Source organism: Caryophanon latum (genome assembly GCF_001700325.1).
Taxonomy (GTDB): domain Bacteria; phylum Bacillota; class Bacilli; order Bacillales_A; family Planococcaceae; genus Caryophanon; species Caryophanon latum.
Map to the genome: position 1 here is coordinate 36,868 of NZ_MATO01000012.1, position 25,807 is coordinate 62,674.

23 protein-coding genes and 2 other annotated features are annotated in these 25,807 nt (G+C 43.5%); of the genes, 18 read left to right on the forward strand and 5 right to left on the reverse strand.

Annotated elements, in window-relative coordinates:
• The first annotated feature begins 190 nt into the window (after positions 1–190).
• Complete coding sequence (thrS, locus tag A6K76_RS02965; RefSeq protein WP_066462075.1) at positions 191–2,119, forward strand: threonine--tRNA ligase; 1,929 nt, start codon at positions 191–193, stop codon at positions 2,117–2,119.
• Positions 2,120–2,167: 48 nt separating this feature from the next.
• On the opposite strand, the gene A6K76_RS02970 is transcribed toward thrS, so the two are convergent.
• Positions 2,168–3,850 (reverse strand): methyl-accepting chemotaxis protein, encoded by a 1,683-nt coding sequence (locus A6K76_RS02970; RefSeq protein WP_066461935.1) that lies wholly within the window; start codon positions 3,848–3,850, stop codon positions 2,168–2,170.
• 647 nt (positions 3,851–4,497) lie between these two features.
• Positions 4,498–4,644 (forward strand) — a sequence feature (ribosomal protein L20 leader region).
• A 101-nt stretch (positions 4,645–4,745) separates the two neighbouring features.
• Between A6K76_RS02970 and infC the strand changes: the two genes are divergently transcribed.
• From infC to A6K76_RS02990, 4 genes are all read left to right on the forward strand, one after another.
• Positions 4,746–5,249: a translation initiation factor IF-3 gene (infC, locus tag A6K76_RS02975; protein WP_066461936.1), complete on the forward strand. Its 504-nt coding sequence runs from the start codon at positions 4,746–4,748 to the stop codon at positions 5,247–5,249.
• A 28-nt stretch (positions 5,250–5,277) separates the two neighbouring features.
• Positions 5,278–5,478 carry a 50S ribosomal protein L35 gene (gene rpmI / locus A6K76_RS02980; protein WP_066461937.1) on the forward strand — a complete coding sequence of 67 codons (201 nt, stop codon included), beginning with the start codon at positions 5,278–5,280 and terminating at the stop codon, positions 5,476–5,478.
• 79 nt (positions 5,479–5,557) lie between these two features.
• Positions 5,558–5,914 (forward strand): 50S ribosomal protein L20, encoded by a 357-nt coding sequence (gene rplT, locus A6K76_RS02985; protein WP_066461938.1) that lies wholly within the window; start codon positions 5,558–5,560, stop codon positions 5,912–5,914.
• 348 nt (positions 5,915–6,262) lie between these two features.
• Entirely contained in the window at positions 6,263–6,529 is a 267-nt protein-coding gene (locus A6K76_RS02990) for a DUF1294 domain-containing protein (protein WP_066461939.1), read from the forward strand.
• Positions 6,530–6,559: 30 nt separating this feature from the next.
• On the opposite strand, the gene A6K76_RS02995 is transcribed toward A6K76_RS02990, so the two are convergent.
• Positions 6,560–6,943 carry a sigma-w pathway protein ysdB gene (locus tag A6K76_RS02995; RefSeq protein ID WP_066461940.1) on the reverse strand — a complete coding sequence of 128 codons (384 nt, stop codon included), beginning with the start codon at positions 6,941–6,943 and terminating at the stop codon, positions 6,560–6,562.
• A gap of 182 nt (positions 6,944–7,125) precedes the next feature.
• Between A6K76_RS02995 and A6K76_RS03000 the strand changes: the two genes are divergently transcribed.
• Together A6K76_RS03000 and argF are read left to right on the forward strand one after the other, a co-directional pair.
• The gene (locus tag A6K76_RS03000; protein WP_066461941.1) at positions 7,126–8,205 is read left to right on the forward strand and encodes a M42 family metallopeptidase; all 1,080 of its coding nucleotides are present in this window, start codon (positions 7,126–7,128) and stop codon (positions 8,203–8,205) included.
• Positions 8,206–8,480: 275 nt separating this feature from the next.
• Positions 8,481–9,446, forward strand: coding sequence for an ornithine carbamoyltransferase (argF, locus tag A6K76_RS03005; RefSeq protein WP_066461943.1), 966 nt, complete (start codon positions 8,481–8,483; stop codon positions 9,444–9,446).
• Between the two features lie 552 nt (positions 9,447–9,998).
• Here argF and nadA read toward each other — a convergent pair.
• Both nadA and nadC read right to left on the reverse strand, forming a co-directional pair.
• Positions 9,999–11,090, reverse strand: a complete 1,092-nt coding sequence (nadA, locus tag A6K76_RS03010) for a quinolinate synthase NadA (RefSeq protein ID WP_066461946.1) — start codon at positions 11,088–11,090, stop codon at positions 9,999–10,001.
• Positions 11,087–11,938 (reverse strand): carboxylating nicotinate-nucleotide diphosphorylase, encoded by an 852-nt coding sequence (gene nadC / locus A6K76_RS03015; RefSeq protein ID WP_066461948.1) that lies wholly within the window; start codon positions 11,936–11,938, stop codon positions 11,087–11,089. Before nadC ends, nadA begins: the two co-directional genes overlap by 4 nt.
• Before the next feature lie 101 nt (positions 11,939–12,039).
• Between nadC and A6K76_RS03020 the strand changes: the two genes are divergently transcribed.
• From A6K76_RS03020 to A6K76_RS03055, 8 genes are all read left to right on the forward strand, one after another.
• Positions 12,040–13,149 carry a cysteine desulfurase family protein gene (locus tag A6K76_RS03020; protein WP_066461950.1) on the forward strand — a complete coding sequence of 370 codons (1,110 nt, stop codon included), beginning with the start codon at positions 12,040–12,042 and terminating at the stop codon, positions 13,147–13,149.
• A 182-nt stretch (positions 13,150–13,331) separates the two neighbouring features.
• Positions 13,332–14,090 carry a TrmH family RNA methyltransferase gene (locus A6K76_RS03025; protein ID WP_066461951.1) on the forward strand — a complete coding sequence of 253 codons (759 nt, stop codon included), beginning with the start codon at positions 13,332–13,334 and terminating at the stop codon, positions 14,088–14,090.
• 53 nt (positions 14,091–14,143) lie between these two features.
• Positions 14,144–14,355: a binding site (T-box leader), on the forward strand.
• A gap of 71 nt (positions 14,356–14,426) precedes the next feature.
• Positions 14,427–15,464 carry a phenylalanine--tRNA ligase subunit alpha gene (gene pheS / locus A6K76_RS03030; RefSeq protein WP_066461952.1) on the forward strand — a complete coding sequence of 346 codons (1,038 nt, stop codon included), beginning with the start codon at positions 14,427–14,429 and terminating at the stop codon, positions 15,462–15,464.
• Positions 15,465–15,475: 11 nt separating this feature from the next.
• Complete coding sequence (gene pheT / locus A6K76_RS03035) at positions 15,476–17,881, forward strand: phenylalanine--tRNA ligase subunit beta (RefSeq protein ID WP_066461953.1); 2,406 nt, start codon at positions 15,476–15,478, stop codon at positions 17,879–17,881.
• A 248-nt stretch (positions 17,882–18,129) separates the two neighbouring features.
• Positions 18,130–19,203 (forward strand): PP2C family protein-serine/threonine phosphatase, encoded by a 1,074-nt coding sequence (locus A6K76_RS03040; protein ID WP_066461961.1) that lies wholly within the window; start codon positions 18,130–18,132, stop codon positions 19,201–19,203.
• Between the two features lie 161 nt (positions 19,204–19,364).
• Positions 19,365–19,787 (forward strand): ATP-binding protein, encoded by a 423-nt coding sequence (locus tag A6K76_RS03045; protein WP_066462077.1) that lies wholly within the window; start codon positions 19,365–19,367, stop codon positions 19,785–19,787.
• A gap of 13 nt (positions 19,788–19,800) precedes the next feature.
• Positions 19,801–20,187 (forward strand): STAS domain-containing protein, encoded by a 387-nt coding sequence (locus tag A6K76_RS03050; protein WP_066461967.1) that lies wholly within the window; start codon positions 19,801–19,803, stop codon positions 20,185–20,187.
• A 30-nt stretch (positions 20,188–20,217) separates the two neighbouring features.
• A complete protein-coding gene (locus A6K76_RS03055) occupies positions 20,218–21,930 on the forward strand; it encodes a methyl-accepting chemotaxis protein (RefSeq protein WP_245671948.1) in 1,713 nt (570 codons plus the stop codon).
• Between the two features lie 48 nt (positions 21,931–21,978).
• Here the strand turns inward: A6K76_RS03055 and A6K76_RS03060 are convergent, their stop codons facing one another.
• The gene (locus A6K76_RS03060) at positions 21,979–22,173 is read right to left on the reverse strand and encodes a hypothetical protein (RefSeq protein WP_066461968.1); all 195 of its coding nucleotides are present in this window, start codon (positions 22,171–22,173) and stop codon (positions 21,979–21,981) included.
• A 949-nt stretch (positions 22,174–23,122) separates the two neighbouring features.
• On the opposite strand from A6K76_RS03060, the gene zapA reads away from it, so the two are divergent.
• The 3 genes from zapA (at position 23,123) to polX (ending at position 25,712) form a co-directional block, all read left to right on the forward strand.
• On the forward strand, positions 23,123–23,383 hold the full coding sequence (gene zapA, locus A6K76_RS03065; RefSeq protein WP_066461973.1) for a cell division protein ZapA: 261 nt from the start codon (positions 23,123–23,125) through the stop codon (positions 23,381–23,383).
• Positions 23,384–23,387: 4 nt separating this feature from the next.
• Positions 23,388–23,924 (forward strand): CvpA family protein, encoded by a 537-nt coding sequence (locus tag A6K76_RS03070; protein ID WP_066461975.1) that lies wholly within the window; start codon positions 23,388–23,390, stop codon positions 23,922–23,924.
• Between the two features lie 78 nt (positions 23,925–24,002).
• Positions 24,003–25,712 carry a DNA polymerase/3'-5' exonuclease PolX gene (gene polX, locus A6K76_RS03075; protein WP_066461978.1) on the forward strand — a complete coding sequence of 570 codons (1,710 nt, stop codon included), beginning with the start codon at positions 24,003–24,005 and terminating at the stop codon, positions 25,710–25,712.
• The last annotated feature ends 95 nt before the right edge of the window (positions 25,713–25,807 follow it).

Genomic DNA, 25,807 nt, shown 5'->3' on the forward strand with positions numbered 1-25,807 from the left:
TTGGAAGGAAGAAGGGTGGCACCACGAGCATACGCATCGTCCCTTTATAGGAGACGGTGCTTTTTTTATGTTCATTTGCTAGAAATATGTATGTGTGGGCGAGCCCCAGGAAAGCAAGCCAAATGTAGCGAGCATCGCATTATATCGTCGTACACAGCAGCAAATCATTTTAATTAAAGGAGCGATTCTCATGTCAAACATTCAATTAACATTCCCAGATGGCGCGGTAAAGGAATTTCCTAAAGGCACATCAACGTTAGACGTAGCGGGTTCAATTAGCCCAGGCTTAAAAAAATCAACATTAGCAGGTAAAGTAAACGGCGTACTGATCGACGCAAAAACAGCGATCGAAGAAGACGGCGCCATCGAAATTATTACAAACAAATCACCAGAAGCACTTGAAATTTTACGTCACTCAACAGCTCACTTAACAGCTCAAGCGGTGAAGCGTTTATTCCCAGATGCAAAATTAGGTATCGGTCCAGTTATCGATTCTGGTTTTTACTATGACATCGATTCACCGACGCCGATTACAGCAGAAGACTTACCAGCAATCGAAAAAGAAATGAAAAAAATTATTGCTGAAAACATCGAAATCGAGCGCAAAGTTGTATCACGCGACGAAGCACATGCGATTTACACTGAAGTAGGCGACGAGTACAAATTAGAATTACTTGATGCGATTCCAGCAGGTGAAGACGTATCGATTTACTATCAAGGCGACTTCTTTGACCTTTGCCGCGGCGTGCACGTACCGTCAACGAACAAATTAAAAGAGTTTAAGCTATTATCGCTTGCAGGTGCTTACTGGCGCGGAAACTCGGATAACAAAATGCTACAACGTATTTACGGTACAGCATTCTTCACAAAAGAAGAATTAAAGCATCACTTACAAATGCTTGAAGAGGCAAAAGAGCGCGACCACCGCAAAATTGGTAAAGAGCTAGACTTATTCATGTCAAGCCAAACTGTAGGGCAAGGGTTACCACTTTGGTTACCAAATGGCGCGACAATTCGCCGTACGATCGAGCGTTACATCGTTGATAAAGAGCTATCACTTGGTTACAAGCACGTATACACACCAGTGTTAGGTTCGAAAAAATTATACGAAACATCAGGTCACTGGGATCACTATCAAGATAGCATTTTCCCGCCAATGGAGATGGACAATGAAACGTTAATTTTACGTCCGATGAACTGTCCGCATCATATGATGGTATTTAAAAACGGTTACTACTCATACCGTCACTTACCAATTCGCATTGCCGAGCTTGGCACGATGCACCGCTACGAAATGTCAGGTGCGGTATCAGGGTTACAGCGTGTACGTGGCATGACGTTAAACGATGCACACATTTTCGTACGTCCTGACCAAATTAAAGCGGAGTTCAAAAAAGTAGTGGAGTTAATTTTAGAAGTATACAAAGACTTCGATTTAACAGACTTCTCGTTCCGTCTTTCATACCGTGACCCGAACAACAAAGAGAAATACTTCGATGACGACCAAATGTGGGAAACAGCACAGGCGATGTTAAAAGAGGCGATGGATGAGCTAGGATATGACTACTACATCGCAGAGGACGAAGCGGCGTTCTACGGTCCAAAATTAGACGTACAAGTAAAAACAGCAATCGGTAAAGAGGAAACGTTATCGACAGCTCAACTTGACTTCTTATTACCACAGCGCTTTGATTTAACATACGTTGGGGAAGATGGACAGCCACAACGTCCAGTCGTAATTCACCGCGGTGTTGTATCGACGATGGAGCGTTTCGTAGCGTTCTTAATCGAGGAGTACAAAGGCGCATTCCCAACGTGGTTAGCACCAGTACAAGCGACGATTATTCCAGTATCAAATTCAGTGCATTATGACTATGCGCGCGAAGTACAAGAGAAGCTTCAAGCTACGGGCGTACGTGTGGAAATGGATGATCGTGAAGAAAAATTAGGCTACAAAATCCGCGAATCTCAAATGAAAAAAATTCCGTACATGTTAGTGTTAGGAGATAAAGAAGTGGAAGAGGGCGCTGTCAACATTCGTCGTTACGGCTCAAAAGACTCTGAAACAGTACCGTTTGAAGATTTCTTAGCAAACATTAAAGCAGAAATTACGAAATAATAAAAAAGTGCTTCGGAAAACATATTCGTTTTCTGAAGCACTTTTTTGTTATACGTTAAATTGTTTAATTTGCGCTTGTAAGCTCGTTGCGTTTTGTTGAATCGCTTCAGTCGTTGTGTGAATGCGCTGTAGCTCATCTGCTTGCGATTGCGCCGCATGTGATGTGTTCGTTAACTGCGTAGACGACTGCACGATGTTTTCTGAAATTTCGTTAATGGCAGCTGTTACTTCTTCAGTAGAAGCAGAGAGTTGCTCAGACACGGCTGAAATTTCTTCCATTTGTTCGTGAATCGATGAAATGGAATCGTTGACGCTTTGGAACGCTTCTCCTGCGTCATGTAGTTTTGCAACGCTTTGCTCGACGGTATGCAAGCTATCTTTTACCGCATCTTCAACGTTGGATGTGTCGCGTCGAATGTCGGCTGTTAATGACACGATTTGTGTTGCTGCTACTTTCGATTGCTCAGCAAGCTTGCGTACTTCTTCGGCTACGACGGCAAATCCTTTACCGTTTTCACCAGCACGAGCGGCTTCAATCGAGGCATTTAGTGCAAGTAAGTTCGTTTGATCAGTAATGCTCGTAATAATTTGTGACATTTCTTCAATTTGTGCAGATTGTGTGATGAGCTTATGAATAAGTTCGCTCGTTAGCTTTGTCGTTTCAAGTACACCGTGAACATTTTGTTCGGCGCTCATAATGTTATTAACGCCCGAGGCTGCAATTAACGTCGCTGCACTTGCTGCATCAAACACATCATGCGTTGCGTTTGCAATACGTTGAACCGCTTGTGAAGTTTCTTCCATCGCTGTTGCACTTTCAGACGTTGCGACGGCGATTTGCTGTGCTTTCATCGAGACGGCTTCTGTATCAGCTGCTACGTTTTGTACAGAAGTTGTCGCCGAAGATGTGGATATAAATAACGTATGTGTCGAATGTTGTAGCGTGTTCGATGTTTCAGCTAACGTATGCACGAGCGCGTGTAAATGATCCTTCATTGCGTTGTATGATTGACCGAGTGTTTCGATTTCATCTTTTGTCGTAAAGTGCAGTGATTCATTGTTTAATTGACCGTTTGCGATGCTAGCAAGCGCGTCATCTAGCTGACGAATAGGTTCAATCATTTCTAAGTTCGTACGGCGCATAATGCGGTAGCCAATGTAAGCTGAAATGGCAATAATGAAAAAGGAAAGAATGGCTGAGCCAATTGCAATTGAAGCGGCAGTAGATGTCGCTTGCGTAAACGCGTTTTTAATTTGTGTCGTAAACGCAACCGATTCTTCATCAATAGCAGCGATTAAATTTTTCTCCTCTGCAACGAGCAATGCTGTAGCAGGCTGCTGTCCGTCTTTTTCATATACAGCAATGACATTTTCGAGCATGCTTTCATATGTATTAATTTTTTCATGTAATTCGGCAAGCGCTTCTTTAGAGCTTTCGCGATAAAACATCGCATCGAGCTCTGTAACGAGTGCTTCAATTGTTGCCTCTAATTCAATAAAAGTATTTTTAGCAGATGAATTGCCGAGTAAGTAACTTTCGACTGTTGATTTTTCTTCGATAATGTAACGCTCTAAATCTTTCGTATATTCAATTTGGGGCAAGCCATTTTTCGCCGTCTCGCTGTAAATAATATCGACGACTTTTAATAGGATAAAGCTGACGACACAAGTAATAACTGTTAAGGCGATTAATAATTGAAACGAGCGTCGTAATTTCTTTTTAATTGACATTTAATTTGCTCCTTTTTTAATAATATATAGACGGTGAATGAATTTTAGCGTTTTGTTCGTCGGCTCTTCACATCGAGGCAGGCTTTCCGCGAGCGTGGCGTGAGCTTTTCGTGTCACGCTCATGCCTCTGCGATTACTCGAGGCAAAAAGAATTTTCGCTATTCCCGCTGGAGTCCGCCTCTTGTTTCGAGCCTCGTTCACATTGTAAATTTCAATCACCTTGTATATAGTATGTAATACCTTTATTTTACTTCTTTTATATAACAAACTAGTAAAGGAATTATTAAGTCTTTTCGCGTGATTATGTAAGTGCTATGTAATACTTTGTTACATGAGGTAGGTCTTTCGGTTTGATGTAGCTGTACTATAGTATAAATTAAAAAATAACTTATTCATTAAGCTCTGAACAAAAGAAGCGGCTAAGTACCTAGCGCGCAAAAAAAACGTACATGCAAAAGAAATATAGCTTAAATTAAAGCATTAAAAAGTGATGTAAGTGATTTTTGCGCCTATGCATTATTTTGCTTCTATCAACCGACAGCTTCCGCAAAAGCAATCGTTATGAAAATTCCGTTGAAAAAATCGGTAATATAGTTGACGACGCAACTTTAACGTGGTAGGATAGTGAAGGTTAAAGAATACAAGTTTGTGAAAAGTAGAGGCTGCCCGCTTCTCACCTGCGTCTGACACAGTAAATGTTGTTGACAGGTTGACACGTTGAATTGATTACGCAAAAGATTGCGTATAGACATATAGCGGGCGGACATCACAAATGTCCGCCCTTTTTTTATGGAAATGCGGACGCTGTAGATGATCCGTTCAACATCGGGTAACATATACTCACACATCGGTATTCGCGACTACTACTTGGAGGTGGATTACTATTAGCAAAGACATGTATGTAAACGAAGGCATCCGCGCACGTGAATTACGTTTAATCGATCATCTTGGTGAACAATTAGGGGTTAAAACACGTAATGAAGCGCTAGAAATTGCTGCTCGTGCAAACTTGGATCTTGTCCTTGTGGCCCCTCAAGCCAAGCCACCAGTCGCTCGTATCATGGACTATGGTAAATTTAAATTTGAGCAGCAAAAGAAAGACCGTGAAATTCGTAAAAATCAAAAGGTTATTAGTGTGAAGGAAGTTCGTCTGAGCCCTTCTATTGATGAGCATGATTTCCAAACGAAATTACGTAATGCGATCAAGTTCCTTGAAAAAGGTGACAAAGTGAAAGCATCTTTACGTTTCAAAGGTCGTGCTATTACACATAAAGACATCGGTCAACGTGTATTAGATCGTTTTGCTGAAGCTTGTGCTGAAGTATCGACGGTTGAATCAAAACCGAAGATGGAAGGCCGTAGCATGTTCTTAGTTCTTGCACCAAAGAACGAGAAATAATATTCATTTGATTTAGGAGGAAATTGACATGCCAAAAATGAAAACTCACCGTGGCGCTGCAAAGCGTTTCAAAAAAACTGGTACTGGTAAATTAAAATTTGACCGTGCTTATGGTAGCCACTTATTCGGTAACAAATCTACTAAAGCTAAGCGTCACTTACGTAAAGCTAAAGTTGTTACTTCTGGTGACTTCAAGCGTATCCGTACTCTATTAACTTACATGAAGTAATTTCGTCTCGGTATTCAGACCGGACACAGAACAAAAAATACAAACATAATTCCAAAAGAATTAGCAGGAGGTAATTGCTATGCCACGCGTAAAAGGCGGAACAGTAACACGCGCTCGTCGCAAAAAGGTTTTAAAATTAGCTAAAGGTTATTATGGTTCAAAACATACTTTATACAAAGTAGCGAACCAAGCAGTAATGAAGTCAGGTTCTTATGCATACCGTGACCGTCGTCAAAAGAAACGTGATTTCCGTAAATTATGGATCACTCGTATTAACGCGGCTGCTCGTATTAACGGTTTATCTTACTCTCGTTTAATGCACGGCTTAAAAGTTGCTGGTATCGAAGTTAACCGTAAAATGTTAGCTGACTTAGCAGTAAACGACGCTGCAGCATTCGCTCAATTAGCAGATGCAGCTAAAAACGCTGTTAAATAATTAGCACACATAAAAGGCTGATGGATAACTCCATCAGCTTTTTTTTGTGTACAATGAAGGGTGATTAGCCATTCAACTGGCATTTCGCGTAGGGCAGCTCGCTTTTCCTCTGCGTTTACTAGAGGCTGGGGCTCGGCGGGGAACACGATGTTGGTCATGAAGGTGATGACTTGTGTAGTGGCGTTTATCACCTTCCTCAAGCTTCCTCGACGTTCGTACTTTACGTCTGTTGGTCTTGAGTCATGAGCTATTCCCCAAGGAGTCTCGCCTCTTGTTTCGAGCCTCGTTCGCATTTTAAATTTCAATCACCTTGTATATAGTTAACAATACAAAGAAAGGAGTGATTCGATGTTCAACGGTATACTCATTTATACCATCATTATGTCGATCGTACTTTGCGCGTTAATGGCATATGATAAGGAGCGCGCGAAAAACAATGAATGGCGCGTATCGGAAAAAACGCTTATTATTATGGCGTTATGTGGAGGCGCATTAGGTGGTGTGCTCGGTATGTATTTATTCCGTCATAAAACGAAGCACAATAAATTTGCATTCGGCTTACCGTTACTCGGGGCGCTACACGTATTTGTACTCGTTCAATTAGCAAGTATGTAAAAAAGGTGATGGCTAGTTGCCGTCACCTTTTTAGCATCGTAATAGCTGTTCAATTGTGTCATTCCAATAGATCGTTGCATGTGGGTAATGTAGGTGAACTTGTTGCTCAATCCACAAAAAGTTTTCTTTCGTAAAGCCATCTAATTGAAACTCATCCGTTGCGTGTATAAAAATGGATGCAACAGTAAACGTGCCATTTACATTATCCATATATTTCTCACCTTCAAACAGCGCGCCTTTATACGTAAGTAAAAAGTTTTTGCGTACATTTTTAGCGTCATCTTCGAAAAAGAAAGCCCCTTTTTCCTTTGCGGCTTTTAGCTTGCGTTCGTTATTAAATAAGTATCGCAGCGTGACGTATATTACGTAAACGATAACTAGTAGTAGTAGGAATCGAATCATTAATACAATCATACATAAGCCCCCCTTTGCATTACGCTATGTTTATACTACGGATATGTATAATAGAAGGTTTCAAAAAGATTGGAAAAATTTTGGTGGAATTCATTTTCAGTATTCGCATTGTAAATACTACTAAAATGCATAATGATGTCTTATAATGAGTAATGGAAAAACTATTTAGGAGGTCGAAATAAATGGATCAAACGTTACACATGTTAAAAGAATTAACAGACGCAAACGGTATTCCGGGAAATGAGCGCGCACCACGTGAAGTGATGAAGCGTCATATCGAGCCGTTCGCAGATGAAATGGAATACGATAACTTAGGTGGCATTATCGCGAAAAAAGTAGGCGATGCAAACGGACCGAAAATTATGGTTGCCGGTCACTTAGATGAAGTCGGTTTTATGATTACACAAATCGATGACCGCGGCTTTTTAAAGTTCCAAACAGTTGGCGGCTGGTGGGGTCAAGTAATGCTTGCACAGCGCGTAACGATTACGACGCGTAAAGGCGAGGAAATTTTAGGGGTCATCGGTTCAAAGCCACCGCATATTTTACCTGCAGAAGTGCGTAACAAGCCAGTGGACATTAAAGACATGTTTATCGATATCGGTGCATCGAGCAAAGAAGAAGCGATGTCTTGGGGCGTGCTACCAGGAGACATGGTCACACCGTACTTCGAGTTCCATGTGATGAAAAATGAAAAGCATTTACTTGCAAAGGCGTGGGATAACCGTATCGGCTGTGCCATTGCGATCGAAGTATTACGTCGATTAAAAGATGAGCAGCACCCAAACATTGTATACGGTGTTGGAACAGTGCAAGAGGAAGTTGGCTTACGCGGCGCCAAAACAGCGACGCATAAAATTAAGCCAGACATCGGTTTTGCAGTAGACGTCGGCATTGCAGGAGATACACCAGGTGTGACACCGAAAGAATCGACATCAAAAATTGGTGCAGGGCCGCAAATCGTTATTTTCGATGCATCAATGGTTGCACATACAGGGTTACGTGATTTCGTTATTGATACAGCAGATGAAAATAACATTCCGTATCAATTTGAAGCGATTGCAGGTGGCGGGACAGATGCTGGCTCCATTCACATTACAGCAAACGGCGTGCCATCGTTAGCAATCGGTGTGGCAACTCGTTACATTCACTCTCATGCAGGCATTTTACATCGTGACGATTTCGAAAATGCGGTGAAGCTTATTGTAGAAGTGATTAAAAAATTAGATCAAGACGCAGTAAACGAAATTATTTTCGGCTAAGCGTTATGAAAGGACATCCATGCGATACGTGTGGATGTTTTTTTATGCGCATTATGTAAGTCGGGCTGCAAATTACGTTTTGCATATTGAACACATAAATATACGGAAATGAAGCGTCATTCGCATGAAAATACATTATGAGCGGATTTTTTCTGTTTTACACCGTAATTTTCTTTCTTTTCAATGAAGTGAAAATAAACATAATTATTCACTTGATTTTATAAAAATACATATGTATAATAAAGTTAACATTAAGCAATGCAAGGAGCGTTCATATGAAACTTTTAGAGGAAGTGCAATTAAAGCCAGTAGCTAGCTTAAAGGGCAAAGACTTACTGACGCTTTTAGACTATACATCAGAAGAAGTAAAAGACTTAGTTACACTTGCAACACAATTAAAAACATTAACAAAAGCAGGCAAATGCCCTCGCTTACTAGAAGGCAAAACGTTAGGGATGATCTTTGAAAAAAGCTCAACTCGTACGCGTGTATCATTCGAAGTAGGCATGCAGCAGCTAGGTGGCTACGGTATGTATATGAACGCACGTGATATGCAAATCGGCCGCGGCGAGCCAATTTCAGATACAGGAAAAGTGTTATCTGGTTACTTAGACGGCATTATGATTCGTGCAAACTCACACGAAATGGTGAAGGAGCTTGCAGAGCACGCATCGATTCCGGTAATTAACGGCTTAACGGACATTTTCCACCCTTGTCAAGCGTTAGCAGACTTAGAAACAATCGCAGAAAATAAAGGCGAGTTAAAAGGGTTAAAAATTGCGTACGTAGGCGACGGTAACAACGTAGCGCATTCATTAGTCATTGCAGCAGCACACGTTGGTATGCACGTAGCAGTTGCTACACCAGTAGGCTACGAGTGTGACGCAGACGTAATGGCACGCGCACAAAAAATTGCCGATGCAAACGGTAGCACAATTACGTTAACACAAGATCCAATTGAAGCGGTAAAAGATGCAGATGCAGTTTACGCAGACGTTTGGACATCAATGGGGCAAGAGGAAGAAACAGCTAAGCGCTTAATCGACTTCAAAGACTACCAAATTAACGATGCACTAGTAGCACATGCAAAGCCAGATTACATGTTTTTACATTGCTTACCAGCGCACCGTGAAGAAGAAGTAACAGCTTCAGTAATTGATGGTCCGAACTCATACATTTTTGAGCAAGCGGAAAATCGTTTACACGCACAAAAAGCAGTTCTTGTATCCATTTTAGGTTAATCGACTTTCACATGTTGTGAATCGTATATAGAAGCGGTAAGGGAAGGGGACTCGCGGAACTTACATGCTTCCCTGAATGCACAATCCAAGATGGGAGCGTGCTTCACTGGCAACGTACTACGTGTTGTAGGAAGTTGCTTTTCATAAGGCGCGACAAAAGTTATCAAGATGGGTAGCGTCGTCGCTACATAGGAACCGTACACTGGGAGACGCTGGTGTGCGGTTTATTTTTTTGTAAACTTTTCGCAATCAGTTTGTGTTGCTTTTTCCTACTATTACATTTTGTCGGGGCAAAAAAAGAGCGTGATGAACAAATATCGTTAATAAAAAGAGTTTGGAGCACAACTGAATTCCGGTCGTTTAGCATATGAGTTTCATAATCGTATGACGGAGCGTGTGAAGCGGCGACTCCTAGGGGAAAAGAACGTGTCGAGAGACTTGCATTCGCAAGGCTCGAGCCGTTCCCCCAGGAAAGCGTCCGCGAAACAAAGCGTAGTCGAACAGCAGAAAAAGCACATCGGAACAATGAACGTTTCCGATGTGCTTTAGTTGTTATGCGCGGTCTAGCATGCGCTGTAATGATAAACGTGCTAGTACTGCTGTTTCCTCGTCCACTGTAATGATGTTACCTTCCTCACCATTTACGATGCGCTCAAGCGTCCATAGTAAATGCGGTAAGTCGATGCGGTTCATCGTTAAGCAAGGACACATGTTTTCATTTAACGAAATGATCGTTTTATCTGGATGCTCGGCTATAATGCGCTTGACTAAGTTCATTTCCGTACCGATTGCCCACTCTGAGCCTGCTGGTGCTGCGTTAATCGTATCGATAATGTATTTCGTCGAGCCGTTATCGTCTGATGCTGCGACAACTTCACGGCTGCATTCTGGATGGACGATAATGCGCATCGTTGGACGTGTCGCACGTAAGTTTTCGATATGCTTTACCGTAAATCCTTCGTGTACGGAGCAATGCCCTTTCCATAAAATGACCTTTACATCTTCAACTGGACAGTTCGCTTCTAGCTCGTTCGTATGTGGATTCCATACAGCCATGCGCTCAAGCGATACACCTAAGTCGAACGCCGTGTTGCGCCCTAAATGTTGGTCTGGTAAAAATAGTAGGCGCTCTTTTTGTGTAAAAGCCCACTCGACCATTTTTTTTGCGTTCGATGACGTGACGCACGCGCCTCCATGTTTGCCTGTGAACGCTTTGATCGCTGCAGTTGAGTTCACGTACGTCAGTGGAATGATTGTGTCGCCAAACAGCTGTTGTAAAATGTCCCACGCCTGCTCTGTTTCATAAATGTTTGCCATATCTGCCATTGAGCAGCCTGCACGCATATCTGGTAAATATACTTTTTGCTCAGATGTTGTTAACATGTCGGCTGTTTCGGCCATGAAGTGTACGCCGCAAAAGACGATATGTTCTGCTTCTTTATTGCTTGCTGCTACTTGTGCAAGTTGCAATGAATCGCCTGTTGAATCGGCGAACTGGATAACCTCGTCTTTTTGATAATGATGACCTGGAATGAATAGCTTCGTACCGAGCTGCGCGCGAATTTCTCGCACACGCGCTTCCATTTCTTCAACAGAAAGCGTTCGGTATGCCTCTGGTAAAAATGTCGGTTGTTGACCAATCATTTCGTAACAGCTCCTTTCAAATATACACGGGCACTAATGTCGAATGCGTGAACAGAATGCGTTAGCTGCCCAAGTGAAATCCATTGCACGCCGCTTTGTGCGAAGTCGGCAATTGTATCGATTGTAATGCCACCTGAAGCTTCGGTCGTAATATGTGCTGGTACAAGTGGTAGCCACTCTTTAATTTGCGCTGGTGTGCAGTTATCAAACATAATGATGTCGACATTTGCGGCAATTGCTTCAATGAGCTGCTCTTTCGATTCGATTTCTACTTCTACCTTAACCGTATGCCCGATGCTTTCTTTTACGTGCTGTACAGCGTCGGTAATGCTGCCTGCGAATGCGATATGGTTATCTTTTAGCATAACGGCATCATACAAGCCGCTGCGGTGGTTAAATGCGCCGCCGACACGCACGGCATATTTGTCGAGCATGCGAAGTCCTGGCATCGTTTTACGCGTGTCACAAATGCGTGTGCTCGTGCCTTTCGTTTGCTCAACCGCATGATGTGTAATCGTTGCGATGGCGCTTAAACGCTGTACTAAGTTTAATACGACGCGCTCAGCAGTTAATAAGCTGCGCACCGCACCGTGTACGTGAGCGATTGGCTCGCCGTTCGTTAACGTATCGCCGTCTTTTTTTAGCAGCTCTACTTGTAGCGACGGATCGTACGTTAAAAAGCCGCGTTGAATGATGAGCGCGCCGCAAAAGATGCCGTCTTCCTTTGCGTAAAGCGTATATGTACCTTGCTCGCTCTCTGGGAAAATAAGCTCACTTGATAAGTCGCCGTCTCCGATATCTTCGTGGAAAAAGCGTGTAAGCATTTCCTTTAATTTTAGCTGGTTCATGAATATCCCCCTATGAATACAAAAGTTTACAGTTGTCTTGACACTTATATTTACATAAAATGAATAGTTAAACAAGTACAAAATGTAAAAGGAGGATTTTCATGATTTACTTAGACTTTGCGGCAACAACACCGATGCTCGCTCCAGCAATCGAGGCGTATGCGGATGCAGCTACACAGTTATATGGCAACAGCGCAAGCTTACACGACGCAGGAAGCATAGCAAGCGCATATGTTGAGGCGGTACGCAAGCAGCTTGCAGCGAAGTTAAACGTTGTAGCAGACGGCATTACGTTTACGGGAAGCGGCACGGAAGCGAACGCGCTCGCCATTTGCTCGCTCGCACTCGCACAAAAAAAGCGCCACATTATTACGTCACAGGCGGAGCATACGTCGGTACATGCAGCGATGAATTATTTACAGCGGCACGGCTTTACGATCGAGCGCTTGCCGCTACAACAGGACGGCTGCATCGATGTTGCGGCAATTGAGGAAGCAATTACGGACGACACAGCGCTCATTTCGGTGCAGCACGTCAATTCAGAAATCGGCGCCATTCAACCGATTGCTGCCGTTAGCAAGCTTGCGAAACAAAAAAATGTGCTCCTTCACGTCGATTGCGTGCAGTCTTTTTGCAAAATTGCACTCGATGCAGACGTCGATGCAATGAGCGTATCAGCGCATAAAATCGGCGGTCCACGCGGCTTAGGAGCGATGTACGTCAATCCGCGCCGCCGCACCGTACCACTGTTTCCGGGCATGACGCACGAGCGCGGTCTTCGCGGTGGCACGCTTGATGTGCCGAGCATTGTTGCGTTCGGTGCAGCGATGACGCATTATACATACGACGTAGCGAAGCAATGGCAGCTGCGTGATGCATTTACTGCGCGCTTGCAGCAAACGCACGTTACGCTCATTGAAAGCAAGCGCGCATCACAGCTTCCAAACATTATCGGGCTTTGCATGCGCGGTATTGAAGGTCAGCTTGCGTTGCTGCATTGTAACGCGCAATCGATTGCCATTTCAACTGGCAGTGCGTGCGACATTACGAGCGCTTCTGGCACGAAAGCAATTATTGCGATGGGCAAAACCTTTGATGAAGCACGCCAATTTTGCCGCATTTCAACAGGCATCACGACGACCGAGGCGCATATGATTGCGTGCGCCGATGCACTAAATTCTTTAATTCATTCGCGCCATGCTGTACAATAGGAGATTATGAATAAAAAGGTTCATCAGTTACGATATTGCTCGTAACGAGAGGCGGACTCCAACGGGAAAAGCTCGTGCCTCAAGACCCCGTAAGCCACGAAGTATGAGTGGCGCGGAGGCTTGAGCCGAGCCCGCGGAAAGCCTGCCTCGACGTGAAGAGCCGATAAAAAGGACGGTACAACATGAAACGAATCGAATCAACACAAAACGCGCAAGTAAAAGCGTGGAAAAAGCTTGCTCAATTACGCAAAGAGCGCGACAAAATGGGTGAGTATATGATCGAAGGCTTCCATTTAGTAGAGGAAGCGCTGAAAAATAAACAAAACATTTTACATTTAATCGTCACAGACGGCGTCGACTTACCGATGCTTTGGGACATTGACGACATCGAAATGGTTGAAGTAACAGAGCCAGTCGCAAAGGAACTTGCTGAAACGGAAAAAACGCAAGGCGTGTTCGCACATATGCGTCAAGCACAGCATACCGAAATCGAAATGGCAGGTTGGAAAAAGTTTTTACTCGTTGATGCGGTGCAAGACCCAGGCAATTTAGGGACGATGATTCGCACAGCGGACGCAGCAGGCATCGATGCCGTTATTTTAGGAAAAGGCACAGCTGATTTGTACAACGCAAAAACGCTTCGCTCAGCACAAGGCTCACACTTCCACATTCCGATCGTGCGCGGCGAGTTAAACGAATGGGTAGACCGCCTGCAAGACGACAACATTACAGTGTACGGGACAGCGCTTGAACATGCCGTGCCATTTACAGAAGTCAAAACAAACGGCACTTTTGCGCTAATTGTCGGCAACGAAGGCTCAGGCATTACGCCGCAAACTTTAGCAAAAACAGACCAAAACGTCATCGTGCCAATTAAAGGGCAAGCAGAATCGTTAAATGTCGCCGTTGCAACGGGCATTTTACTGTACGCATTTGCGTAATTTTCGTTGAAAGTCGTTTTGTTGTACAGTATAATGACAACTAATTGAATGAAATAAATGCATTGACCGGGACGAGTAATGTAAACACGCATCTACTAGGGAGTAAAAGCCGCGACTGAAAGCTTTTGCGATGACGCTTACATGAAATTCACCCCGTTACGCAGCGTGGCAGAAAAGCTATGCCGGTGAAGAGCCGTTACGTAAATGAAGTGATTGCTTTGTGCAATAACTAGGGTGGTACCGCGAAATAGTCCTCGTCCCTTCTTTTAGGGGCGGGGTTTTTTTGTTGAATCGTCTACAGCTGTAGACAACGATGTTGAAGGAGGCAATTTTTACATGGAAGCACAATTACAGCAATTAGAACAAGAAGTGCTAGCGAAAATCGACGCAGCAGCAGATTTAAAGGCGCTAAACGATGTGCGCGTTGCATATTTAGGGAAAAAAGGTCCAATTACCGATTTATTAAAAGGTATGGGTAAGCTATCAGCTGAGGAGCGTCCGAAAATGGGTGCGCTCGTGAACACAGTGCGCGAAAGCATTACAGAAAAGCTAGAGGCGAAAAAGGCGCTACTTGAAGAAGCGGCAATTGCAGCACAGCTTGAAGCAGAATCGATCGACGTATCATTACCAGGTCGCCCAGTAACAGTAGGTAACCGTCACCCGTTAACGCGCGTGATTGAAGAAATTGAAGATTTATTTATCGGTATGGGCTACGAAATTGCAGAAGGTCCTGAAGTAGAGAAGGATTACTACAACTTCGAGGCGATGAACTTACCAAAAGGTCACCCAGCACGCGACATGCAAGATTCGTTCTACATTACAGACGAAACGTTACTACGTACGCATACATCCCCTGTACAAGCGCGCATGATGGAGAAGAAAAAAGGCGAAAACATTCGCATGATTTGCCCTGGTAAAGTATTCCGTCGTGACAACGATGACGCAACACACTCTCACCAGTTCATGCAAATTGAAGGGTTAGTGATTGAAGAAAACGTATCGATGAGCGACTTAAAAGGTACGTTAGATGCGTTAGCGAAAAAAATGTTCGGTGCAGAGCGTGAAATTCGCCTACGTCCGTCATTCTTCCCATTCACTGAACCGTCAGTAGAAGTAGACGTATCTTGTCATAAATGCGGCGGTAAAGGCTGTAACGTATGTAAATCAACAGGCTGGATCGAAATTTTAGGTGCTGGTATGGTGCATCCGAACGTGCTTGAAATGGCTGGCTATGATTCGAAAAAAGTATCAGGCTTCGCATTTGGTATCGGGGCAGAGCGTATCGCAATGTTAAAATACGGGGTGGATGATATTCGTCATTTCTATACAAATGATGTTCGTTTCTTAGAGCAATTCCACCGCACAGAACAGTAGGAGGCACAAGCATGTTAGTATCATTAAACTGGTTAAAGCAATATGTAAATACACAAGAGTTATCAAACGAAGAGTTAGCAGAGCGCATTACACGTTCTGGTATTGAGGTAGATGCCATCATCGACCGCGCTTCAGGCATTCAAAACGTTGTCGTTGGCTACGTGGAATCAAAAGAGAAGCACCCAGAGGCAGACCGTTTAAACGTATGTCAAGTAAACGTAGGTGAAGACGGCATTCAGCAAATCGTATGCGGCGCACCAAACGTTGATGCAGGTCAAAAAGTAATCGTTGCTCGTCCAGGCGCGAAATTACCAGGCGGCATTAAAATTAAAAAATCAAAGCTGCGCGGTCAAGAATCAAACGGCATGATTTGTTCATTACAGGAGCTTGGCATTGAAGGTCGTGTCGTGCCGAAAGCTTACGCAGAAGGCATTTACGTATTACCAGAAGACGCAGAAATCGGCAGCGACGCACTTGCTTACTTAGGCTTCCGCGACACGGTGCTAGAGCTAGGCTTAACGCCGAACCGCTCAGATGCGTTATCGATGCTAGGTGTAGCATACGAGGTTGCAGCGATTTTAAGCGAAGAAGTAAGCTTACCAGAAGTGGCATACACAGCTTCAGCGAAAAAAGCGTCAGATGTGCTTAACTTACGTGTTGATGCCATCGATGCAAACCCGATGTACACAGCAAAAGTAATCGAAAACATTACGGTAAAAGAATCACCGATGTGGCTACAAGAGCGCTTAATGGCAGCAGGCGTACGTCCACATAACAACGTAGTCGACATTACGAACTATGTATTAATGGAATACGGTCAACCGCTACACGCATTTGACTTCGATAAATTAGGCTCAAATGAAATCGTCGTTCGCTACGCACAAGACGGCGAAACGATGACGACGTTAGATGGGCAAGAGCGCACGTTAAAGGCGAACAACTTAGTCATTACAAACGGCAAAACGCCACAAGCAATCGCTGGTGTGATGGGCGGAGCAGAATCAGAAGTATCAGAAACGACGACAACGGTTGTATTAGAGTCCGCGTACTTCAATCCGCTATCAGTGCGTCAAACGTCGAAGGAAGTTGGCTTACGTTCAGATTCGTCAGCTCGCTTCGAAAAAGGGGTAGACCCAAACCGTGTGTTAGCAGCAGCAGAGCGCGCAGCACAATTACTTACACAGCTTGCAGGTGGACAAGTGTTAGAAGGCACAGTGCTAGTCGATGAGCTAGATAAATCACCAGCGCGCGTTGTCGTATCACCGGACTTCATTAACGGTCGCCTCGGTATGAAAATTTCATTAGAGGAAATGCTCGACATTTTAAACCGTCTGAAATTCGACGTAGAAGCGGCAAATGGTATGTTAATTATTGATGCACCGACACGTCGTCAAGACATTAAAATTGAAGAAGATATCGTTGAGGAAATCGCACGTCTTTACGGCTATGATGAAATTCCAACGACGTTACCAGCATCAAACGTACCAGGACGCCTATCAGCATATCAGGCGGCGCGCCGTACAGTACGCAACCATTTAGAAGGTGTCGGTCTTTACCAAGCGGTGACGTACTCATTAACGTCAGCAGCACTTTCTCAAAAATTCGCACTGCAAGCAGAGGAAACGACTCGTTTATTAATGCCGATGTCTGAAGAGCGCTCAACATTACGTCAAAGCTTAATTCCGCATTTACTCGAAGCGGCGGCTTACAACGTAGCACGCTCTCAAGAAAACGTCGCGCTATACGAAATTGGTTCAGTGTTCCTAGGGCAAACTGCTGAGGAGCTACCACGCGAAGTCGAGCATATCGCAGCGGTCATTACAGGTAGATGGGTAGACAACGCTTGGCAAGGCGAGAAGAAGCAAGTAGACTTCTTCGTATTAAAAGGTATTGTCGAAAGTTTATTTGAAAAATTAGGCTTAACGTCTCGCGTAACGTACGTGAAAGCACAAATGGATGGCTTACACCCAGGTCGTACAGCGGCGATTTTACTAGATGGTGAGCAAGTCGGCATCATCGGCGGCTTACACCCACAAGAGCAAAAAGCGCTCGATTTAAAAGAAGCGTACGTGCTTGAAATGAACTTAGCGGCCATTTTAGCAGCTGAAACGGACGTATTAACGTACAAAGCAGTACCTCGTTTCCCGGCGATGACGCGTGATATGGCGCTTGTGTTAAACAGTAGCGCAGCAGCAGGTGACATCGTAGCGATCATTGAAAAAGCGGGCACGAAGCTACTGAAAAACGTAAACGTATTTGACGTATATGAAGGCGATAAGATGGAAGCTGGCAAAAAGTCAGTCGCATTCTCATTAACATTCTTTGACCCAGAGCGTACGTTAACAGTAGAAGAAGTAGAAGCAGCATATAATAAAATCGTAGCGGCATTAGCAGAAGCTGGCGCAGAAGTACGATAACCGTAAATGATAGGCTGCCCGATAAGTACACGCTTATTGGGCAGTCTTTTTCTATTTTTTCAACATGTTGGCGGAATTTTGTTTTATATAGTAACTTACTATGGTTAAATTAAGGAAGAATCGTTTTCTCGTTGGATGATACAGGGAATATTGCCTTATATAGAAATAAGGAGTATGTGTTTTTTAGGGTATTTAAAGTATAACATAATGAGATAAATGAGCTAGGCAATGGAGAAAGGGGGAGGAGAATGGCATATTTAGTTATTAGTAACGATGAACAATTTGTCGCGATGATGACATCGTTATTACATGGAGATGTTATGCAATGCCTACAAGTGGAAGAGGTGCTATCACAAAAGTATGTGAAGGCGCAGCTTATTATTTGGCACGAGCCACATCCGACAAGCAAAACATTAATGCATTGCGAGCAGCTGTTTCAGCGACATATACCGATTTTATATTTTACAGTCGACATGACGAATGCGGTGGAGCGAATCATTCCATTTGTATTTGATTTCTTTATCATGCCATATAACACATTATACATAACAGCGAAAATACAAACAGCGATGCAATATTCATTAAGCATGAAAGCGCTTCAGCAGCAAACGCGATTTTTAGAAAAAGATTTACAGACAGCTAAAAATGTGCAAAAAAGTGCGTTGACGCCATCGCTTTACAAAAAGAATATTCAAGTGGACGGCTTTTACGTTACGTCGCATGTGCTAGGTGGCGATATGTATTGCTGGTTTGAAGTATCAGAGCATCAAACAGCGATTATTTTATACGATGTAATGGGTCATGGCGTGGCGTCTTCACTTGTAACGATGTCGATTCGTTCGTTATTGCGTGGGATGATGACGCGCCTTGCCGATCCAAATTTAGTCGTACAGGAGCTAAACCGTCATATTAATGAGCTGTACAAAGATGAGTATATGGATAGCTACTTAGTGACGGCCATTTACTTGCTCGTCGATACGGAGGCGAATACGCTGCAATACGTTAACGCAGGGCATCCAACAGGTTATATATTCAATGAGCATGGCGCATGCATTGAATTAAAGGCAAACGCGCCAATACTCGGCTTATTGCCAACGTTGAAAATTCAAAAAACAGAGCTGCCATTACACGATTATGCGCGCATTGTACTGTATACGGACGGTTTGCAGCAAGAAGATGAGAGTGTAGAACCGAAGCAATTTTTGCCATACATTGCTCAAAGCAACGTAGCAGATTTACGCAACTTCGTCGAAAATCAGCAGCTTGCTAATATGCAGCAGTTAGATGACATTTCGCTCGTCTTCATAACGGTTTCAACGTGACGTACGTTGATTAGCTACATCACATAAAAGGAAAGTGAGGTGAAATCTGCTATAAAAACGGGTATGTTAAAAGGAATGCTGTGGCGCATTACGTCGTTCAGCATACTATTTGACATCACACAATGTATACGTTGTTAATGTTTTTCGTAGCAGAGCGTTCGATGAGAATCATTGTTGAAATTCCCCCAACACAGCAGGGTATTCGTTTAATCGATGAAATGATGAAAGATTATATTGCGATTCATAGCTTACCTTATGAGCGAGAGCTATGCTTTGTATTACATGAGCTTGTAATTAATGCAGTGGAAGCGATGCAAAAAGTAGAAGACCCAGAGCGTCAAAGTATCCAGGTGAAAATTGAAAATATACATGGTACGATTCGTATGTGCGTCATCGATTTTGCAGATGGTATTCCAGAGCAAGAATGGCAAGAAGTATTAACGTATGAAATGGATGCGATGGGTGAATCGTTTGACCGGGGGCGCGGCTTATTTTTCGTGCAGCATATGGTTGATCAATTATGGTTTGAATACATCGCGCCGCATCAATTTTTAGTCGGCGTAACAAAAAAAATAGTCGTATAGGAGGAAAAGAAAAATGAATTATGTAGAAGCAAGTGTTGCAGTGCATGCGAAGACGCAATATACGGTGATAGAGTTTAGCGGTCATTTGGAATACGGTAAAATTGAAGACATTAAGCGCATTTTGCAGGAAACGGCATTCCAGCATGAGCGCAATTATATTATCGATATGCAAAAGGTAACGAATGTCGATAGCACAGGATTCGGTATGATTGTGAACTTTGCGAAAAAGGTGTCGATGCGCGGTCAGCAAATCGCCATCATTGTCGTCGATGAGTTTGTGCGCAATTTATTTGCTATTTCGCAATGTGATAAAATTTTCCCGCTTGTTAAAAGTGAGGCAGAAGGTGCACAAATTATGATTGATGGTTGGCAATCAGAAATTTCGCTCAGTGAATATTAATAGAGACGTTAGTAAGCGGGGGGAAAATAAATGAATAAATTGTTTAAAAATGCAACAATGATTCGTACGAAAATGAATTTCATTTTATTTAACGTTATTATTATGATGATGGCGGTCATTGCAGTGTATAACTACAATGAATCAAAAAATAATTTGATTGAAAGCGTTGAAAATAAAATGTATTCAGATTTAAAGCTTGGTGATGCGTATATTAATGCGCAGTTCCCAGGGGATTGGCAAATAATCGATGGTGAGTTGCATAAAGGCGAATTAAACGTCGTTGGGGACACAGCGATTGTTGATAATATTCGTGAATTAACGAATGGTAACTTAGCGTCGATTTTCCAAGATCGCACACGTATTAGTACAAACATTATCGGTGATGGTGAACGTGCACTAAATACCGAAGTTTCAGAAGAAGTAGCAAAAGTTGTTATCGATGAAAAAACGCGTTACATCGGTACAGCAACAGTAGTCGGTGAAGAAGCGATTGCGGTGTATGAGCCAATTTTAGACAAAAACGATAACGTCATTGGCATTTGGTCAACAGCTGTTCCCGTTGCGCCTTACTTAAATATTTTAAATGAAGGATTATGGATTGAAATTGGGATTAATATATTACTTGCATTTTTAGCGATTGTTGCGATTAGCACATATGTAGAGTACGGCTTATCACGTCCGCTGAAAAAACTAGCGCAAAATGCGAACGACTTAGCGAATTTAAATTTAAACGGGCGTATTTTAGAAATTGAAGGTAAAGACGAAATGGCAGAGTTGGCGAATTCGTTTAAAAAAGTACAGCTTCAGCTAAAAGAAACGATTCAGCTCGTATCTGAAAGTGCTGACCAAGTAGCAACATCATCGGTAACATTATCAGAATCTTCTGCACAGACGAGCGATGCATCAAGCCAAATTGCGATTTCGATGAACGATTTAGCAGAAGGTACGACCGATCAATCTGACCAAATCGACGTATTATTAAATGAAGTAAACCATACGATTGAAGAAGTAGAGTCTTGCTTAAAAATTGCAGAGCAAGCACTTGTGAACGCGACAGCATCAACAGACATCGCAAGACAAGGGGAGGCTGCAATTAGCGAAGCGATTCGCCATTTAAGTACAGTAACACAAACCGTTTCGTATGCGACAGACTCGATTCAAAAGCTCGGCAAACGCTCAGAAGAAATCGGTGGCATCATTACGGTTATTACAGGCATTGCAGACCAAACGAATTTACTTGCATTAAACGCAGCGATTGAAGCGGCTCGTGCAGGCGACCAAGGAAAAGGCTTTGCGGTCGTAGCGTCAGAAGTTCGCAAGCTAGCTGAACAGTCTCGTGATGCGTCAGGGCAAATTACAGAGCTTATTAACGACATTCAAGCAGAAACGTCCGTAACGGTGCGCACGATGGAAAGTAACTTACTCGCAGTAGAAGAGCAAGTGCAAATTATTAATAAAGGTGGCGAGGCGTTAGAGAAGATTGTAACGCGTGTAGCTGAAACAGAGGATAACGTCCACCAAATGAAATCAGCGTTTGAACATGTACATACAAGCTCTGAAAATGTACAAGTTGCGCTTAAAACAATTACGCACATTATTGAAAATACAGCGGCGGCAACAGAGCAAGTCGCAGCAACTACAGAGGAGCAACATACGACGGTTGAGGAGCTACATTTAAGCTCAGAGGCGCTGTCACACGTTGCGACGACGTTACAAAAAGAAGTAGGCAAGTTCCAACTATAACGTTTAAAGGCTGTGCACACGCGTGGAGACGCGTCGCACAGCCTTTTGTTATGTCTTTTTCCAGTTCGCATGGTCGCGACCGGTGAACGAATCTGCCATAATGCCAAGTATGCCCCCGAAAAACGCACCGAGCGCAAGGCTAGCAGGAATTAAATCGGTCCAAAAGATTCCAACGACTAAGCCGACAACTGCTCCAACAATAATAAACATGACGATAAAAGTATTTTTCAAAAGTGCTTGCATGTACAGGCTCCCTTCTAAAAATAATACTTGCTAGTTTCATTGTACGAAGGAACGGCACGAATAACAACATTATTGTAAGATTTTAACGTGCTAACATCGCTTTCATTTTCTTTTGTGAGCAGTCCTTTGTCGCAGTACGAGCAACCTATAATCGAGCGCCTGCATTAAATGAGGCACAATTTTTTGCATGCACGCATCGGTTAGCTCCTTCGAGTCGCGTACATCTCATTTGCGCCGCCGCTTAAATTTATCGTTTGGCACGTACATAGCAGCAACGGCAATCGAACCGAAATAATTGCCCGTACTTGTTTTATAAAAGCCGGCTACCGATAAGTTCGCAAAGCTCGGCGGCAATACGTCGTCTATATTGGATGCTTTTTTCTTTTGCGGTTTACTTACTGTATAGACGGTGAATGTTTTCGAGTTTTGTTAGTTGGCTCTTCACATCGAGGCACGCTTCGGCTTAAGCTTCCTCGCTACGATGCGGGGTCTTGAGGCACGAGCTATTCCCGCTGGAGTCCTCCTCTTGTTTCGAGCCTCGTTCGCATTTTACATTTCAATCACCTTGTATATAGTTCTCATGATAAACTTCAATCATCGTCTATATGGTAATGCGATTTACTATTTTTTAGCTGCTTGCTCGGAACATGACTTTACGTGTACGATAGCTCGTAACGACAGCATTCGGCAGCTTCATAGCGAAGATGACGCCTCGTGCTTGTCGCAGTATAGTGCATACGCTATTGCTCCGTTTTGGGAAGCTGTAACATAATCGTTAACATGTTCATTGTCCTTTTTTTGGTGACTACCTTCGTTTGCAATTCACAACGTAGCGGTATTCATGGTATCATAAACAGTAGATTTTTCTGAAGTATATTTCACTAATTGTAAACGTTAGACGCCATTTTGACGACTGTTCAACTTGGCATGCAAAAGAGGGGGCATGGCAATGAGTAATCCAGTAAGAAACCGTATTGAAGTTATGATTCGCGGTACGTCGTATGTCATTGTGGGGAAAGAATCACCAGAGCATATTCGTCTAGTGGCAGCACTTGTAGATGAGAAGATGAAGGAAATTAGCAATCATAATGCGTATTTAGATACGACGCGTTTAGCGGTGCTCACAGCTGTTAATGCAGTGAACGAATATGTGGAGCTTCAAAAGCACGTCGAACAATTGGAACAACAACTGAAAAAACTGAAAGGCTGAGATTATGATTGATTTATTCATATTGATTACGTTAATTGCGAGTGCTATCGTCGGCATGCGTCGGGGCTTACTTGTTCAAAGTATTCACTTAGTAGGCGTGATAGCAGCACTTATCGTAGCAGGTGTGTTTTATCGACCACTTGCAAAAAGCTTTGAAATGCTCATTCCGTACCCAGGTGTATCAGGAGGCATGGCGCTTATTATTCCAACAGAGGGCATGGACATTGATCGCACATTTTATCGTATATTTGCGTACGTCCTTATTTTCATCGTCGCAAAAGTTGTCATACAAGTGATCGCCTCGGCATTTAATAAATATGCCTACTTGCCGCTTTTTAAAAATTGGAATCGTATTATTGGCGCACTGCTAGCTATGATCGAAGTTTATATCGTGTTATATATGGTGCTCAATGTACTCGCTATGTTACCATTACAAAGTATGATTGACCGATTAGATGGCTCATTGTTTGTGAGCTTTATCGTCAATCATTCGCCAATTTTTTCGATGATTTTTGAAAATATGTGGTACTTATACATTTAATACGGCACAAGCTGTCAAAAGGAGTTGTCCAACGTGCTTGGATGAACTCCTTTTTTCATGAAGCGAGGAGGAAAAAACATGAACAAAAAAACGATTATTCGTACACTCGAAAAAATCGCGCTATATTTAGAGCTGCGTGGTGAAAATCCATTTAAAGTGTCCGCGTTTCGTAAAGCAGCTGCGGCACTTGAAGGAGACGAACGCTCATTAGCAGAAATGGATGACGTCACAAAGCTAAAAGGCATCGGTAAAGGAACAGCAGCAGTTATTACGGAGCTTGTTGAAACAGGTGTCTCAAGCGTTTTAGTTGAACTAGAGGAGCAAACCCCAAAAGGCTTAATCCCGCTCATGAAGCTGCCAGGCCTCGGTGGCAAAAAGCTTGCAAAACTATATAACGAGCTCGGCATCGATTCAGCAGAAGCATTGCAAGCAGCGTGTGAGGAAGGGAAAGTCCAGCAGCTTGCAGGCTTTGGGGCAAAAACAGAGGAGAAAATTTTAAAGGAGCTCGCAAATTTTGGCACTCGTGCAGAGCGTCTACCGATTTGGCAGTTGGAGCCGGTCGTCCTCGAAATTGAAACGTTGCTGCAATCGATTGTGGAAGTGGAGAGCGCATCGGTAGCTGGATCATTTCGCCGCGTGAAGGAAACGAGCAAGGACATCGACTTCATCGTCGCAACGAGCGCACCACAAGCTGTACGTGAGCAACTGTTAGCATCACTGCCGGTACTTGAAATTGTCGCAGCAGGGGATACGAAAATTTCGGTCGTGTTAGATAAAGAGGAGCCAGTGAGCGTGGACTTCCGCTTAGTAACGTTAGATGCGTACGCTTCGGCATTGCATCATTTCACCGGCTCAAAGGATCATAACGTGCGCATGCGCCAGTTAGCAAAATCAATGAATCAAAAAATTAGCGAGTACGGTGTCGAGCAAGAAGATGGCAGCGTCGTAACGTTCGATAGCGAGGAAGCGTTTTTTGCGCATTTCAACTTGCCGTTCATTCCGCCGACTGTGCGCGAATCAGGCAATGAGCTAGAGCGACTTGAAGAGCTTTCGCAGCTAGCATCACGCGCCGATATTCAAGCAGATTTACACATGCATACGACGTGGTCAGACGGGGCGCATTCGGTCGCTGAAATGGGCGAGGCGTTAATTGCGCAAGGCTACTCCTATAGCGTCATTACCGACCACTCGCAATATTTGAAAGTCGCAAACGGCTTAACGCCAGCACGTCTGCAAAAGCAACGCGTCGAAATTGATGCGTTTAACGAAGCGAATGGGCAGTTTCGTTTATATGCCGGGACAGAAATGGACATTTTACCAGACGGCTCACTCGATTTTAGCGACGACGTATTAAAGGAGCTTGATTTTGTTATCGCATCGATTCACTCAAGCTTCTCGCAGCCACAGGAGCAAATTATGGCACGACTCGAAGCGGCAATGACGAATCCATACGTTCATATGATTGCTCATCCGACAGGGCGCATCGTCGGTGAACGACCAGGTTACGACCCAGACGTCAAAACGTTAATCGAATGGGCAAAGGCGTACGACAAAATTTTAGAGTTAAACGCTAATCCGTACCGCTTAGATTTAGCTGTTGAGCATTTACAATACGCGATGGAGCTTGGCGTGAAAATTGCAATCAACACCGACGCACACGCCATCGACCAGCTGCGTTTTATGGACTTAGGCGTACGCTACAGCCAAAAAGCGTGGGTGAAGAAGGAGTTAATCGTTAACACGTGGACAAAGGAGCAATTTGAGGCGTATATTCGTAGGAATAAGTAATAACTTACTGCATTAATTGTGTTGATACGCCATTCAATTGGCAGTGCGTCGTTTGCGGCTAGCTTTGTCTCTGTGGTTACTTGAGACAGATTGTA

Excerpts from the sequence above, each read along its gene's own strand:
- thrS (WP_066462075.1), top strand. The coding sequence starts at position 191 with ATGTCAAACATTCAATTAACATTCCCAGATGGCGCGGTAAAGGAATTT.
- A6K76_RS02970 (WP_066461935.1), bottom strand. The coding sequence starts at position 3,850 with ATGTCAATTAAAAAGAAATTACGACGCTCGTTTCAATTATTAATCGCC.
- infC (WP_066461936.1), top strand. The coding sequence starts at position 4,746 with ATGTATGTAAACGAAGGCATCCGCGCACGTGAATTACGTTTAATCGAT.
- rpmI (WP_066461937.1), top strand. The coding sequence starts at position 5,278 with ATGCCAAAAATGAAAACTCACCGTGGCGCTGCAAAGCGTTTCAAAAAA.
- rplT (WP_066461938.1), top strand. The coding sequence starts at position 5,558 with ATGCCACGCGTAAAAGGCGGAACAGTAACACGCGCTCGTCGCAAAAAG.
- A6K76_RS02990 (WP_066461939.1), top strand. The coding sequence starts at position 6,263 with ATGTTCAACGGTATACTCATTTATACCATCATTATGTCGATCGTACTT.
- A6K76_RS02995 (WP_066461940.1), bottom strand. The coding sequence starts at position 6,943 with ATGATTGTATTAATGATTCGATTCCTACTACTACTAGTTATCGTTTAC.
- A6K76_RS03000 (WP_066461941.1), top strand. The coding sequence starts at position 7,126 with ATGGATCAAACGTTACACATGTTAAAAGAATTAACAGACGCAAACGGT.
- argF (WP_066461943.1), top strand. The coding sequence starts at position 8,481 with ATGAAACTTTTAGAGGAAGTGCAATTAAAGCCAGTAGCTAGCTTAAAG.
- nadA (WP_066461946.1), bottom strand. The coding sequence starts at position 11,090 with ATGATTGGTCAACAACCGACATTTTTACCAGAGGCATACCGAACGCTT.
- nadC (WP_066461948.1), bottom strand. The coding sequence starts at position 11,938 with ATGAACCAGCTAAAATTAAAGGAAATGCTTACACGCTTTTTCCACGAA.
- A6K76_RS03020 (WP_066461950.1), top strand. The coding sequence starts at position 12,040 with ATGATTTACTTAGACTTTGCGGCAACAACACCGATGCTCGCTCCAGCA.
- A6K76_RS03025 (WP_066461951.1), top strand. The coding sequence starts at position 13,332 with ATGAAACGAATCGAATCAACACAAAACGCGCAAGTAAAAGCGTGGAAA.
- pheS (WP_066461952.1), top strand. The coding sequence starts at position 14,427 with ATGGAAGCACAATTACAGCAATTAGAACAAGAAGTGCTAGCGAAAATC.
- pheT (WP_066461953.1), top strand. The coding sequence starts at position 15,476 with ATGTTAGTATCATTAAACTGGTTAAAGCAATATGTAAATACACAAGAG.
- A6K76_RS03040 (WP_066461961.1), top strand. The coding sequence starts at position 18,130 with ATGGCATATTTAGTTATTAGTAACGATGAACAATTTGTCGCGATGATG.
- A6K76_RS03045 (WP_066462077.1), top strand. The coding sequence starts at position 19,365 with ATGAGAATCATTGTTGAAATTCCCCCAACACAGCAGGGTATTCGTTTA.
- A6K76_RS03050 (WP_066461967.1), top strand. The coding sequence starts at position 19,801 with ATGAATTATGTAGAAGCAAGTGTTGCAGTGCATGCGAAGACGCAATAT.
- A6K76_RS03055 (WP_245671948.1), top strand. The coding sequence starts at position 20,218 with ATGAATAAATTGTTTAAAAATGCAACAATGATTCGTACGAAAATGAAT.
- A6K76_RS03060 (WP_066461968.1), bottom strand. The coding sequence starts at position 22,173 with ATGCAAGCACTTTTGAAAAATACTTTTATCGTCATGTTTATTATTGTT.
- zapA (WP_066461973.1), top strand. The coding sequence starts at position 23,123 with ATGAGTAATCCAGTAAGAAACCGTATTGAAGTTATGATTCGCGGTACG.
- A6K76_RS03070 (WP_066461975.1), top strand. The coding sequence starts at position 23,388 with ATGATTGATTTATTCATATTGATTACGTTAATTGCGAGTGCTATCGTC.
- polX (WP_066461978.1), top strand. The coding sequence starts at position 24,003 with ATGAACAAAAAAACGATTATTCGTACACTCGAAAAAATCGCGCTATAT.